The organism is Paenibacillus jamilae (genome assembly GCF_050482105.1).
In the GTDB taxonomy this organism is placed as follows: Bacteria; Bacillota; Bacilli; order Paenibacillales; family Paenibacillaceae; genus Paenibacillus; species Paenibacillus jamilae_B.
Map to the genome: position 1 here is coordinate 241877 of NZ_JBCNHI010000015.1, position 12770 is coordinate 254646.

Here is a 12770-nt window from a genome sequence, read left to right on the forward strand (position 1 = left end):
AGGAACAAGGATATAAAGAAAAGGAGGAGATCAGCATGCAGCAGCATTTATTTATTGGCGGTGAATGGAAAATAGCTTCATCTTATACGACACTGAAGTCACCGTATTCCGGGGAAGTCATTGCTGAGGTAGCAGAGGCGACTGCCGAGGATGCCAAGACCGCAATTCAGGCGGCATCAGATGCACGTGCACAGATGCGGGCCATGCCAGCGCACCAGCGGTCAGCTATTTTGGAGAAGCTGGCTGACCTGCTGGAAGAGCGGCGTGAGGATGCAGCGCGCATCATTGCACGCGAAGCGTCCAAGCCATGGAAGGCTGCGCTCGCGGAAGTTGATCGGACGGTGCAAACCTACAAGTTCGCAGCCGAAGAAGCCAAGCGCATTCACGGGGAAACCATTCCGCTGGATGCTGCACCGGGTGGCGAGGGTCGTATGGCCTACACGCTCAAAGAACCTGTCGGGGTAGTAGGAGCCATCACACCATTTAATTTCCCAATGAACCTGGTCGCTCATAAAGTGGGCCCTGCGCTGGCCGCAGGCAACACAGTCGTATTGAAGCCTGCGGAGCAGACACCATTGTCGGCTTACTTGATCGCGGAACTGCTGGAGCAGGCCGGTTTGCCTGAAGGTGCTCTTAACGTAATCAGCGGCGATGGCAAAACCATTGGCGACGTACTTGTCATTGATCCACGTGTCAGCTATATCACCTTTACCGGTAGCCCGGCGGTCGGGACAGAAATTCGCTCCAACGCTGGCTTGAAGCGGGTCACGCTGGAACTGGGTTCCAACGCGGCCGTTATTATTGACCGTGATACGGATGTGGACGCGATCATCGATCGTTGCGTGAGTGGAGCCTTTGCCAATCAGGGGCAGGTATGCATTTCGGTTCAACGCATTTACGTTGTCGATGAACTGTATAATACGTTTGTATCCCGGTTTATAGAAGCGACTCAACGTTTAAAAATAGGAGATCCGCTAGATCCGGGTACAGACGTATCGGCGCTCATTTCTGCCAAGGATGTCCAGCGTGTTCGTGAATGGCTGGAGGAGGCGGTTCAAGCCGGCGCGAGGATTGCTCTGGGTGGTCATGCGGAAGGAGGGATCTTGGAGCCAACCGTATTGCTTGACGTAGACCCGACTTCCAAGGTGTCTTGTCGCGAAGTGTTTGCCCCGCTTGTGCTGATTCATTCGGTTAGCTCTGTAGATGAGGCTGTGAACCATGTGAATCATTCAATTTATGGCTTACAGGCGGGAATTTACACACGTAATATCACGACCGCGCTGGATGCGGCGGACAAGCTTGAGGTGGGCGGCGTGATGATCAATGACATACCAAGCTTCCGTGTTGACCATATGCCATATGGCGGTGTGAAACAAAGTGGTACTGGACGCGAAGGTGTAAAGTACGCTATGGAAGAAATGCTGGAAACCAAGCTGATCGTTATTAAACGGTAATTAGCTGTATAAAAGCCTATCTGATGGGCAGCAAAAATACGCTTTGCGTATGAGTGCCCTTCAGATAGGCTTTTTCGCATTCTACGGCACGATAAAATAGTACCAAGTTGAACAAGAAGCATTTGCAAAATAAAAAAGGATACACTATACTAAGACCAACCAGTTAGTGATTGATCAATTACTAACTGGTTAACAAGCTACGAGGCTTACATTTAGGAGCAGGATACCGCTTCAAGTTGACTGAACGTATCTTTGTTGGAACGATGGTGATCCAGGTTCAGTTAAATGAAGAAGTGCGAAATTAAGTAATTGATCAATCACTTATTTTACATGGAGGAGAGAACATGAAACATCTTATTATTTACGCACACCCATCTGAGGGTAGCTTTAATCATGCAATTTTGACCACAGCGGTAGAGGGGCTAAAGCAAAAAGGACATGATGTGGTGGTTCGTGACCTATACGATATCGGCTTTCAACCTGTAGTCAGCAGTAGCGAGATCATTGGAGGAATCGGAGAAGATATTGTGCGGGAACAGGAATTTTTGCAATGGGCAGAGGTGATCACCTTTATTTATCCAATTTGGTGGACGGGGCTGCCAGCCATAATGAAAGGCTATATTGACCGTGTGTTCTCTTACGGATTTGCTTACAAATATGTAAACGGGGAGCAGAAGGGACTGCTCAAGGGGAAGAAAGCTATTATTCTTAATACCCAAGGGAAATCACATGCGGAGTATGCCAGCAATGGCATGGATCAAGCACTTCGCTTGACATCTGACAAAGGCATATTTGAATATTGCGGACTTGACGTTATATATCATATATTTTTCGAGTCGGTGCCCCAATCCAATGAAGATACGCGTAAAGAATGGCTTCGCCAGATTGCAGACCTGGCTAGTAAGGTTTAATGAAAATATCCCAAAGACAGCGATCTGCATTTGCAGGCGCTGTCTTTTCTGTCGGCTCGATACTTTTAGTTTTTCCGATTTTTCCGATTGATGCTACGGGTTCCGCCGGAAGGCCACTGAGACCCGCCGCCCTGTCCGCCGGTCTGACCATGGGGATACCACTGAGATCCACCACTTTGGCTTCCGCCTTGGCTATGAGGATGCCATTGAGACCCACCGCTCTGACCATGAGGATACCACTGAGATCCACCGCCCTGCCCACCGCTCTGACCATGAGGAGGCCATTGAGACCCACCGCCCTGTCCGCCGCTCTGACCATGAGGAGGCCACTGAGATCCCCCGCCCTGTCCGCCGGTCTGACCATGAGGATGCCATTGAGACCCACCACTTTGCCCGCCGCCTTGACCATGAGGATACCACTGAGATCCCCCGCCTTGACTTCCGCCCTGCCCACCGCTTTGTCCTGCAATAGAAGGCATACTTGGATAAGGGCCTTGTGCCTGACTGATTTGAGTAACATCAATATAGGACTGTGTACCGTTAGGGTATAGCACTAACATTGATTTATTAGCGGGATCTACACTCTTTACGTAAGCAATGATGGGTTGACCATTCACAGTGAATATTCCCCATAAATTAACAAAATTACTCACTTCATTAGTAGTTGCGAAATGTTGTTGTGGTGATCTCATCGAACGATTAGAAGAATGTTTAGCCAAGGTGTGTATCTCTCCTTTAGATTGAATTTTGTGACATCATATGTGCAAACGTACTCGTTGGAATGGGCAATGTTCCTTTAAAATCAACAAATAACTTAGGTAACTAAAGCCAGTAACTACGACTATATTTAATTCATGATTGACTCATAGTTGTTTTTGACTTAATATCTAAACATTCAAGAAAACAATTGAATGATTGAGGCGGTTAATTTATGAACGAAAGAAATTTTAAAAACACATTATTTAATGAATTTGCACGTATTGGGAAATGTTTATCAAGTCCAAAACGATTAGAGATTCTGGATGTTCTCACACAAGGACCTAAATCGGTTGAGAGTATTTCCAAGATTACCTCTATGTCTTTGGCCAACGTATCTCAGCATCTACAAACTTTATACCAGGCCAAATTGGTAGATTCTCAAAAACGCGGTAACTTCGTATTTTATAAGCTCTCTGATCCTTCTGTATTGAGCTTTCTCAACGCCCTATATGATTTGTCTGAAAGTCAGTTAGTAGAAGTGCAGCATTTGAAAGAACAGTTTTTAGGTCAGATTTCTGATGTTGAGGGGATCACTCTTGAGGAACTGACAAAGCGTATGGAGAACGGTGAGGTGACTCTTATTGACGTCCGCCCTGTTGACGAATATGAGGCAGCTCATATTCCCGGCGCCATTTCAGTGCCAATCGAAGAATTGGCTGAGCAGTTATCTGCATTGCCGCTAAAGAATAAGGTGGTTGCTTATTGCCGGGGGCCTTACTGCTTGATGGCAATCAAGGCCCTTGAGCTTTTAAAAGCCAAAGGATTTGAGGTCAGCCGTCTGGATAAAAGTGTGCATGACTGGAACAATTTCGTACAAGAAAATCTTCGGCTTTAGCCACGGAAGGACAATCTCTTAATGAATTTATTAAGTAAATCGGAGAAAAGAAACGCAGTGATTGAAACCTATCTGAATTCTCCAGAACGACAAAGAAAATTGTATCGGCGGACCCTCATTACAGTTATTTTCTCGCAAATTTTTGGGGGCGCTGGTCTTGCTGCGGGAATTACAGTCGGGGCTTTGATGGCACAAGATATGATGGGTACCGATAAATTTAGCGGAGTTCCTACAGCTTTATTTACTTTAGGATCTGCAGCAGCAGCCTTATTGGTTGGACGATTCTCTCAAAAGCTGGGCAGACGAATAGGCTTGGGGATGGGCTTTGTAGTAGGAGGTTTGGGCGCTTTAGGAGTAGTGGCTGCCGCCCTTGCTAATAGTCTTGTTCTTCTCTTAATCTCGTTACTGGTTTATGGTGCAGGTACTGCAACGAACTTGCAGGCACGTTATGCCGGTACAGACCTGGCTAGCCCTAAACAAAGAGCAACTGCAGCCAGTATGGCTATGGTCTTCACTACACTCGGTGCGGTTGCAGGCCCTAATTTAGTGAATGTAATGGGGAGCGTTGCCCTTTCTATTGGCGTTCCCAGCCTGGCAGGACCATTCCTTTTAGCGGCAGTAGCTTATTTATTAGCGGGTGCTGTTCTGCTCGTCTTTCTAAATCCAGATCCGCTACTTATTGCAAATGCTATCGCTGAAAAAAGTAGTGAGGGATCGACTGGCTCTTCAAGCCAAACGCTAGGAGAGGCTGCAAAAAAAGGGGTTACGCTCGGAGCTTTCATTATGATATTGACGCAAGTTGTAATGGTTGCCATTATGACCATGACACCTGTACATATGAAGCATCATGGTCATGGACTGAGTGAAGTTGGCTTGGTAATTGGCTTCCATATCGGTTCAATGTATCTTCCTTCCTTAATCACTGGAATACTGGTCGATAAAGTAGGCCGAACTGTAATGGCAATGGCTTCAGGAGTAACTCTACTCCTTGCAGGAATAACAGCAGCTACAGCGCCCAGCGATTCGATGGGGATGTTAATTATCGCGCTTTCTTTGTTAGGAATAGGCTGGAATTTCGGATTAATCAGCGGAACTGCGCTGATTGTGGATTCGACTACCCCATCTAATCGCGCTAAAGTACAAGGGTCTGTAGATGTATTAATAGCATTAGCAGGTGCCTCAGGCGGAGCCCTCTCAGGCATGGTCGTAGCTAGTACCAGCTACTCCACACTTTCATATATCGGCGGGTTTATCGCCTTACTTCTCATTCCCATCATGTTTTGGCTAAAGTCTAAGAAGTAACTCATCAGCCTCTGATCTACTCATTTAAATCGGCAGAAAAATGAATAAATAAACGAAATGACCTTCTTTACATAGAGAAGGTTATTTCGTTTAATTTAGGTATTTCTATTAAATGGCATAGTCTTAATAATAAGGCGTTGTCGCTTGCAAGTCATCTAGTAGTTCTTTGTACCTAGTTCGGGGGTTTCATAAATGTGTTTCCTACTTTTTGTCGGTTAGCTATGATGCTACGTATCACGGTTCAAAATTAGCTGTACATGATGAAATCTCTGGTGTATACCTATGTAGGATAGCAAGCTGTAGTTATAGCATTTTTTTGAGCTGGGATATACGAGCTTGGGAAACCTCAAGTATTTTGGCATATTCGTGCTGTGCTGCATTGGGTTGCTTTTGCATTAATTCTTTTAGACTTTCAATCATTTGTTTTGTCGATCGCCGTAGACGCTTGGACTCCTTGATCGATCGTTGTCCGTTGGCTAAAGCTGATTTATCCGGTCTCTGGATAGGGCTAAAATGTAATCCCTTCTTTAAACTTTCAATACATTCTTTACAAATAAAACTGTCTCTAAAATAAGTCAATTGTTCTGCTGAACCACACATTTTACACGTCACCCCGGTATACTTTCGAAAGGCGAGAGTACCGGTTTCCTCATCTGCGAAAATCTCAACAGGGTCCCCTACATTGAAATCCATAGAAATTCGCATTTCTTTGGGAATGACGATACGGCCTAACGCATCTAGCGGACGTGTCATACCTGTACTTTTCAAATGATAACCTCCTTTTTTTATATCCTTATAATACTAAATAATTATGATAAAAAAGAATAGGCTTAGAGAAGCAATCGCATATATTAAGTAAACTGTTGAAAAGTATACAAGTAATTCCCAAAATATGTTTGTTTTTTATTAGGAAATGTGTTGAGAAATTATAGGAAATTACCGATATATATTCAGAAAGATTATTCTAGTTGACTAGGAAAATTTTAACAATATTGTCCAAGGAGCTGTGAATTACATATGAAAATATTTCAGTTTTGGAAGAAGAATAAAAAGGCTGCGGCGATAACCGATTTGGATACTGCTATTCCCGCAGCCATTATAAAGGTTGGCGGACTAGTAGAGCAACGAGAGCAATTCACCGCTGAAGCGAAAAATTCTGCTGCTGTGCTGGGGGAAGAGGCATTGCCTCTATTCCCGCGCTATTTTTTTGGGACTGAATTGCAGAAGCCAGAGAGTTTGGCAGGCAAGTACGAAGGTTTGGGAGACTGGCTGCATATTCAGCAGGATGCGATTTTTGAGATCATCTATTATTACAGGGAAAAAGCAATCCCCATGCTGTATGAGGTAGCGTTCGGGGTGTACGATTGGACGCAGTACAAGGCGGTGCGGATACTAACCCGGTTAGCCCGTGAAGGCATTCAGACCGACCAGATTGTGGACGATATTATCAGCCATGTCGACGATTTTCGTTATGAGGCACAAATGCCTACATTCTATTTTCTGTCCGGACTGACAGGCAATAAGAAAGTTGCCTCGCTGCTGCAAAGGCATTTCCTTGAAAATCTGGAGTACGATCCGATTGATGCCTTTGATATCTTTGAGAATTTGTACCGTTGTTCACCCGATGTTGCCAAAAGACATGCCAATTTTCTCAAAGTCATTGCCCGTGGTGAAGGCCTGGAGGGCCGCTCTCCGTTACTGGATGGAGCGATAGGAACTACCGATGAGGACGGCAAGCAAGAGTACCATTGGCCTGGTGATGAACCTGTCGAAGAACAACATCAATTACGCGCAGCAATATTCTATTATCAGTTGAATCCTCAGGATGAGGAGGTTAATCGGCTGCTGGATCAATGGGAGGTAAGCCATCCAGAGGAGAATGTTAGGAGTTATATTGGAAAATTGCGAGCGGAAGGACAAGAAGAGAGCTAGCTGTTCAGTTAATGATAGGGTAAGTATTCATTTTGCACTCTTTTCTATAAAAACTTATACTTATCGTTACAACAAATTGAAACGAAAATAAAAGAATGAGGAGGGGATCCACCATGTACTCCATTAAAGAAGTCGAAACCAGGAGCGGATTGCCTGCATCTACCCTTCGATATTATGAAAAAGAAGGCATTCTACCTGATGTCGGTCGGGATGAGGGTGGGAGAAGGGTTTACACCGAGAAACAAATCGATTGGATCAGGTTCCTTATGGCTATGAAAGACACGGGGATGACCATTGAAGAAATTAAGGCATACCTTGTGCTGAACGTGCAAGGAGAAGCGACCATTCAAGAGAGACGAGATTTTCTTGTGGCTCACAAAAAGAAGGTAGAAGAGCATATGGCACAAACGCAACACAATTTGGAGAAAATTATTCAAAAGATAGCTTTTTACGATCATGTAGTCATGGGAAAGAGTTTCTCCTAGGACCACATCGGACGGAATATATGGAGCCCCCAGCCTATCTGAAATATGCTGGAGGGCTTTTTTTTGCATAGAAATCTGTGTAGGTCGCAAGTATGGCAAATCGTTGGTATTGGGCGGTTCACAATGTGCTTACAGGGTAAAAGTGTAGTACCAAGGTGGGAAAGTGGGGACGTTGACTCTCACGCCACGTGAGGCTGTAGACTGTGGAAATAAGGGAGGTGAAGCGGAATGGCTTATACGGTTAAAGAAGTGTCTAATCTGTCGGGAATCAGCGTTCGAACTTTGCATTATTATGATGAAATTGGATTGCTGAAGCCGCATCATATCGGAAATAATGGATATCACTATTACGAACAGGAACAACTGTTGCGGCTTCAGCAAATCATGGTGTACAGGGAGCTGGAATTGCCTTTATCCGAAATTGGCAATGTGCTGGAGAGAACCAAGGAACAAAAGGCCGAGGTTTTACAGGTGCATCGAGCCAAGGTTGAGGCCAAGGTCTTCCGCTTGCATACTCTCCTTCAGACCATCGACGAAACGGTGGCTCATTTGAAAGGAGAACACACGATGGAACCGGAGCAAATGTATCAAGGGTTTAACCCGGAAAAACAGGAAATGTATGAACGTGATCTAACAGAACGTTATGATTCACAGGTCGAAGAGAAGCTTCAGGAGAGTAAGAGCACGACGAAGAACTGGAGCAAAGAGGATTATTTGGATTCGCAGGCAGAGGCGGATCAGATTCATCGGAAATTGGCTGAAGCCATGAATAAAGGATTGGAGCATAACAGTGCAGAAGTACAGGCGCTGATCCGTCGTCACCTTCAATGGGTAAGCCGATTTTATACCCCTACTGCAGAAATTTATAGTGGACTAGGAGACTTGTATGTGGAACATGAGGATTTCAGTAAAATGTATGAGGGCTATCGCCCCGGGCTGGCTGAGTATCTGCGAGACGGAATGAAGGAGCTGGCCAGACGAGAATTAAAATAGAGCAACAGCTGATAAAAGGGCTATAAGTGATATAAAAAAGGGCGAACAGCAAGCCAATCCGATGGCCTGCTGTTTGCCTCTTTTTGTGTAAAGCAGTTTACATGCTGCTTGGTGCTGTTCTCATGCCTTGCTGACTGCTGTTTCCGTATTGCTGCATGCTACCACTGCTTGCAAAATGCTGCCCAGTCGTTCCCATATGTTGCGGAAAGCTATGATTCATGTGGCTTCCTGCATTATAGGAGGCTGGTTGCATGCTGCGGGAAGCATAGTTATCGCCAAATCCTGGCTGAGTCATTTGGCTGCTTGAGCGAATGGAGTTCTCCAACTGACTACACAGTTGAATGACTTGTTGATATTGCTGCATAGCTTGTTGGTGGTGCTGAATTGCGGTTTGAATCATTTGAGCTGCGTTACGTTCACGTTGCACCAGGCTTTCAAGACTGGATGCATTTTGCTGCTCCTGTTGTAGCAACTGCTGATACATGGCGGTTCCTTGCTGTGTTTGTTGTACCAATTGCTGCATAATTTGTTCACATTGATGAAGTTGCTGTTGTGGAGCCATGTTGTTGTACATGAATCATCAATCTCCTTCGCCGGATAGTTTAGGTTTTAGAACCCTCATATATTGTGGCGAAGGAAGACTATATATATGCGCAATTTTGGTTACAGGCTGGACACCAGAATAGCCGTAAATTCCTCTAGGAATACACGATCTTCATGATCAAAGCGGCCTTTTAGCGGGCTGTCAATATCCAGCACCCCAATCAGCTCATCGTTCTTGATCAAAGGAATAACGATTTCGCTATTAGAAGCAGCATCACAGGCGATATGGCCTGGGAATGCATGTACATCGTCTATAACAAGTGTTCGCCGTTCAACTGCTGCGGTACCGCAGACGCCGCGTCCTAGTGGAATCCGTATACATGCAGGTAAACCCTGGAAAGGACCAAGTACAAGCTCAGTGCCATCATAAAGATAGAAGCCGCTCCAGTTTACATCTGGAAGAAAGTGGCCCAGCAAAGCAGAAGCGTTCGCTAAATTGGCAATCGTATTGGATTCATCGTGAACAAGTGCTCGGAGTTGTCCGAGAACGGATTCGAATTGTTCCTGACGTGTTCCTTCATAGGGGATGGTTTGAAACATGTAGAGTCCACGCTCCTAACATTAATTTTTCGCATCAATCGTTGTATCTATAACCAAGAATAGGTAATTTTCAAAATAGCTTTTACCATTGGTTAATTAATTTAAGATATAACGATTGTATATATTCAGTCAAGTAGAAAATAGCACTATTGCCTTTGAATAATCTCCGTTCCGATAAACCTAATTAATGTTGTGTAATTATGACGCTTTTTACCTCAATGTGTTATCAGTTAGGAGCAACTTTATCTCTTTTAAAGGAATAATATCTTCATTATACTTTGAGAAAGAGAGGGGAGAGATTATTTGGATAAATCTAGAGAGATTGAAGTGGTTGAAATGACATTTGATAACAACGGTGATTACGAACGTAGAGAGTATCCTTTCATGGTCATAGGGAGATTAATACCCGAATTTCAAAATGGCAAATGGAGCTATCACGAAGAACTTTATGAGCAACATTATGAGTCAAAATACCCGGAACATGAAAATCTGGATGAGTATATTAATAGTGATTACAGCATTTCTTTCTTATATTATTCTGGAGGAAAATGCTTGGGACATATAAGATTAAGCACCAGTGATGAAACTAAATTTGCCTCTATTGACAGACTTATTGTACTGGAAAGTAGTAGGGGAAAAGGAATAGGAACCGCCTTGCTGAACAAGGCAAAAGAGTGGGCATTACAAAAAGGAATGAAGGGATTTACACTTGAAACGCAGGATGTTAACTTGCTCGCTTGCCGATTTTATTTGAAGAATGGATTTGAAATTGGTGCTGTGGATACTATGTTGTATTCAAACTCAAAATATAAAGATGAAAATGCAATTTTCTTCTATGCAAAATTCTAATCATTTTTCCAAGGCTCATATTTTCAGCTTGCGCAAATTCGTGGACCCGCAGGTCAGATAAACATCGGTTTCGATTGCCCTCATCTGTTTCCAGCTGATCTCCTAAGGGTAAAAACAGTGTAACATTGTTGGCCTAGGCCAGGAGGGAGCTAAAACGATGCATGCAGATGTTCAGAACTTGTTTATTCGTATACAGATGCTTTCTTACGCTCAACAGAACGATTTGACGGTGAGTGATATACAACCTGTACTCGAAGAACGCGGGTACCGCGTAGGAGAACGTGAAGTCAAGCAGGAGTTGGAAAACCTAGCACAGGAAAACTTTCTGACACCGCATGATGATATGTTCAGCCTTACCGGCGCAGGGATTGAGGAATTGCAAGAAATACAGTCGATGCTGGGCGTATTGTACGAGGATGTTGTGAAAAATCCAGCTCATGTCACTGCCCGTGCCTCTTCTTAAAAGGATTAGAGACACCAAAAATCTTATAACTACAAAAGGTAGCCCTCCTCATTCCTGATTCCAGGAAGCGGAGGGCTAATTTGATTTATAAGGGCTTGTCCACATGAATAAGGTTGTGTTTGTTGGAGGTGTATGCTTAAATGTAGCGTATATTTGTGTCATTTTGATGTTGGAAGGATGATGGAACATGTGTGCATATGCATGTAAGGGGCATATACCACTGCTGGAAAGCCCACGTCTTCGGCTGCGAAGGATGGAAAGCCGGGATGCGGCTACGATGTTTGCTTGCTGGTCTGACCCGGAGGTTCACCGTTATATGAACCTTACCGGTATGTCAGGACGTGAGGATGCTGAGGATATGATTGAGCTATTGAATGAGCTGGCGAAGACGGAGGATGCACTGCGCTGGGGGATCGAGCTGAAGGAGAATGGGAAGCTGATTGGAAGCTGCGGCTTTAATTATTGGCAGACGGAGGGAGCATATAAAGCCGAGATTGGCTATGAGTTGGCCAAGCCTTATTGGCGACAGGGCTATATGACGGAGGCGCTTCGCTTGGTGCTGTCGTTCGGATATAACACGATTCGATTAAATCGGATCGAAGCGCTGGTGGACCCACGAAATACAGGTTCGCAAGCCCTGCTGGTCTCGATGGGCTGGACCCAGGAAGGACTGTTACGGCAGGTACAGCATACATCTACAGGCTTTAAGGATATGCTGATGTATTCATTACTGCATGAAGAATGGCTCAGACTGGAGGCACAACGAAATGCTGTTTCAGTATAACGGCGGTTCGTCGCCGCTGCACAGGCTTGGGCCGCTAAGTAAGCTTATATGGGTGGGCTGCTTTAGTCTCCTGTCAATGGCATGGGATTCGACGCTGCGGGAAGTGGTACTCTTGGCGGTACTGATTGCTGTAGCCAGTTTGGGCGCACGCTTGACCCTAGCACGCCAACTTCGCGCTATGTCGTTCTTGATTGGTTTAGGGATTCCGTATTTTCTACTGTCTATTCTGGCAATTCGAGAAGGGCATATTATCGCTTCATGGGGACCCATTGTAATTACAGCTGAGGGACTGGATATCGCAGGGGCATTAACGCTGCGGATTTTTGTATTGTTTTTGGCATCCTATATTTATCTCTCGACGACCGATCCCCGAGATTTTGTACAGGCTTTGAATTTACGCTTGCGTGTGCCTTATCGGTTTGCGTTCGGTATTTCAGTGGCGCTAACGTTTCTACCCTTATTGGAAGAAGAGGGGCGAACCATTATGGCTGCACGGCGTGTTCGTGGACAGGAGCCACCACGAGGATGGAGCAATCGGTTATCATGGTGGAGCGGGTATGCCGCTGCTGTGTTGGTGAATGCTGTGAGACGGGTTCAGCAGACGGCACTGGCTATGGAGGGCAAAGGTTTTGGTGCCTATGCAGAACGGACATATCTGCGTACCCTGAAGCATGGGCGTTTAGGCTACGCATGTGCTGTGATTGCTATATTCGCTACAGCTATTTTATGGTGGGTATTATAAAGAGCAGCCTCTTTTTTTATTCACATTGTCAACTTGAAAAACAAAATTAGGTTGACAATAGGGCGGCGGATGCATACATTTATACAGTAACAGCTTGTACAAGAACCCAAGCTAGGGC

The 12770-nt window shown here is 44.9% G+C and carries 15 protein-coding genes; 11 read left to right on the forward strand and 4 right to left on the reverse strand.

Annotated features, from left to right (window positions below; translation table 11 throughout):
- Positions 1-35 precede the first annotated feature (35 nt).
- Together ABEW32_RS13330 and ABEW32_RS13335 are read left to right on the forward strand one after the other, a co-directional pair.
- Positions 36-1454 (forward strand): aldehyde dehydrogenase family protein, encoded by a 1419-nt coding sequence (locus tag ABEW32_RS13330; RefSeq protein ID WP_430188366.1) that lies wholly within the window; start codon positions 36-38, stop codon positions 1452-1454.
- A 344-nt stretch (positions 1455-1798) separates the two neighbouring features.
- Complete coding sequence (locus ABEW32_RS13335) at positions 1799-2365, forward strand: NAD(P)H-dependent oxidoreductase (RefSeq protein WP_430188367.1); 567 nt, start codon at positions 1799-1801, stop codon at positions 2363-2365.
- A gap of 65 nt (positions 2366-2430) precedes the next feature.
- Here the strand turns inward: ABEW32_RS13335 and ABEW32_RS13340 are convergent, their stop codons facing one another.
- Complete coding sequence (locus tag ABEW32_RS13340) at positions 2431-3084, reverse strand: hypothetical protein (protein ID WP_430188369.1); 654 nt, start codon at positions 3082-3084, stop codon at positions 2431-2433.
- 212 nt (positions 3085-3296) lie between these two features.
- Between ABEW32_RS13340 and ABEW32_RS13345 the strand changes: the two genes are divergently transcribed.
- Positions 3297-3959 (forward strand): ArsR/SmtB family transcription factor, encoded by a 663-nt coding sequence (locus tag ABEW32_RS13345; RefSeq protein WP_430188371.1) that lies wholly within the window; start codon positions 3297-3299, stop codon positions 3957-3959.
- Positions 3960-3980: 21 nt separating this feature from the next.
- On the forward strand, positions 3981-5261 hold the full coding sequence (locus ABEW32_RS13350; protein ID WP_430188372.1) for an MFS transporter: 1281 nt from the start codon (positions 3981-3983) through the stop codon (positions 5259-5261).
- 303 nt (positions 5262-5564) lie between these two features.
- Here the strand turns inward: ABEW32_RS13350 and ABEW32_RS13355 are convergent, their stop codons facing one another.
- Complete coding sequence (locus ABEW32_RS13355; protein WP_430188374.1) at positions 5565-6029, reverse strand: AbrB/MazE/SpoVT family DNA-binding domain-containing protein; 465 nt, start codon at positions 6027-6029, stop codon at positions 5565-5567.
- Positions 6030-6278: 249 nt separating this feature from the next.
- On the opposite strand from ABEW32_RS13355, the gene ABEW32_RS13360 reads away from it, so the two are divergent.
- The 3 genes from ABEW32_RS13360 (at position 6279) to ABEW32_RS13370 (ending at position 8671) form a co-directional block, all read left to right on the forward strand.
- Positions 6279-7193 (forward strand): transcriptional regulator, encoded by a 915-nt coding sequence (locus ABEW32_RS13360; RefSeq protein WP_430188376.1) that lies wholly within the window; start codon positions 6279-6281, stop codon positions 7191-7193.
- A gap of 113 nt (positions 7194-7306) precedes the next feature.
- The gene (locus ABEW32_RS13365; RefSeq protein ID WP_430188378.1) at positions 7307-7678 is read left to right on the forward strand and encodes a MerR family transcriptional regulator; all 372 of its coding nucleotides are present in this window, start codon (positions 7307-7309) and stop codon (positions 7676-7678) included.
- 228 nt (positions 7679-7906) lie between these two features.
- A complete protein-coding gene (locus ABEW32_RS13370; RefSeq protein ID WP_430188380.1) occupies positions 7907-8671 on the forward strand; it encodes a MerR family transcriptional regulator in 765 nt (254 codons plus the stop codon).
- Between the two features lie 97 nt (positions 8672-8768).
- Here ABEW32_RS13370 and ABEW32_RS13375 read toward each other — a convergent pair whose 3' ends face one another.
- Positions 8769-9245, reverse strand: a complete 477-nt coding sequence (locus tag ABEW32_RS13375) for a hypothetical protein (RefSeq protein WP_430188382.1) — start codon at positions 9243-9245, stop codon at positions 8769-8771.
- A gap of 89 nt (positions 9246-9334) precedes the next feature.
- Positions 9335-9814, reverse strand: a complete 480-nt coding sequence (locus ABEW32_RS13380; protein WP_430188383.1) for a GAF domain-containing protein — start codon at positions 9812-9814, stop codon at positions 9335-9337.
- A 303-nt stretch (positions 9815-10117) separates the two neighbouring features.
- Here ABEW32_RS13380 and ABEW32_RS13385 point away from each other — a divergent pair, with 303 nt between their 5' ends.
- From ABEW32_RS13385 to ABEW32_RS13400, 4 genes are all read left to right on the forward strand, one after another.
- Positions 10118-10663 carry a GNAT family N-acetyltransferase gene (locus ABEW32_RS13385; RefSeq protein WP_430188385.1) on the forward strand — a complete coding sequence of 182 codons (546 nt, stop codon included), beginning with the start codon at positions 10118-10120 and terminating at the stop codon, positions 10661-10663.
- A 157-nt stretch (positions 10664-10820) separates the two neighbouring features.
- Positions 10821-11126, forward strand: a complete 306-nt coding sequence (locus tag ABEW32_RS13390) for a hypothetical protein (RefSeq protein WP_430188387.1) — start codon at positions 10821-10823, stop codon at positions 11124-11126.
- A gap of 187 nt (positions 11127-11313) precedes the next feature.
- Positions 11314-11910 carry a GNAT family N-acetyltransferase gene (locus ABEW32_RS13395; protein ID WP_430188388.1) on the forward strand — a complete coding sequence of 199 codons (597 nt, stop codon included), beginning with the start codon at positions 11314-11316 and terminating at the stop codon, positions 11908-11910.
- Positions 11894-12652 (forward strand): energy-coupling factor transporter transmembrane component T family protein, encoded by a 759-nt coding sequence (locus ABEW32_RS13400; protein ID WP_430188389.1) that lies wholly within the window; start codon positions 11894-11896, stop codon positions 12650-12652. Before ABEW32_RS13395 ends, ABEW32_RS13400 begins: the two co-directional genes overlap by 17 nt.
- The last annotated feature ends 118 nt before the right edge of the window (positions 12653-12770 follow it).

Excerpts from the sequence above, each read along its gene's own strand:
- ABEW32_RS13335 (WP_430188367.1), top strand. The coding sequence starts at position 1,799 with ATGAAACATCTTATTATTTACGCACACCCATCTGAGGGTAGCTTTAAT.
- ABEW32_RS13370 (WP_430188380.1), top strand. The coding sequence starts at position 7,907 with ATGGCTTATACGGTTAAAGAAGTGTCTAATCTGTCGGGAATCAGCGTT.
- ABEW32_RS13400 (WP_430188389.1), top strand. The coding sequence starts at position 11,894 with ATGCTGTTTCAGTATAACGGCGGTTCGTCGCCGCTGCACAGGCTTGGG.
- ABEW32_RS13375 (WP_430188382.1), bottom strand. The coding sequence starts at position 9,245 with ATGTACAACAACATGGCTCCACAACAGCAACTTCATCAATGTGAACAA.
- ABEW32_RS13350 (WP_430188372.1), top strand. The coding sequence starts at position 3,981 with ATGAATTTATTAAGTAAATCGGAGAAAAGAAACGCAGTGATTGAAACC.
- ABEW32_RS13395 (WP_430188388.1), top strand. The coding sequence starts at position 11,314 with ATGTGTGCATATGCATGTAAGGGGCATATACCACTGCTGGAAAGCCCA.
- ABEW32_RS13380 (WP_430188383.1), bottom strand. The coding sequence starts at position 9,814 with ATGTTTCAAACCATCCCCTATGAAGGAACACGTCAGGAACAATTCGAA.
- ABEW32_RS13330 (WP_430188366.1), top strand. The coding sequence starts at position 36 with ATGCAGCAGCATTTATTTATTGGCGGTGAATGGAAAATAGCTTCATCT.
- ABEW32_RS13360 (WP_430188376.1), top strand. The coding sequence starts at position 6,279 with ATGAAAATATTTCAGTTTTGGAAGAAGAATAAAAAGGCTGCGGCGATA.
- ABEW32_RS13365 (WP_430188378.1), top strand. The coding sequence starts at position 7,307 with ATGTACTCCATTAAAGAAGTCGAAACCAGGAGCGGATTGCCTGCATCT.
- ABEW32_RS13390 (WP_430188387.1), top strand. The coding sequence starts at position 10,821 with ATGCATGCAGATGTTCAGAACTTGTTTATTCGTATACAGATGCTTTCT.
- ABEW32_RS13345 (WP_430188371.1), top strand. The coding sequence starts at position 3,297 with ATGAACGAAAGAAATTTTAAAAACACATTATTTAATGAATTTGCACGT.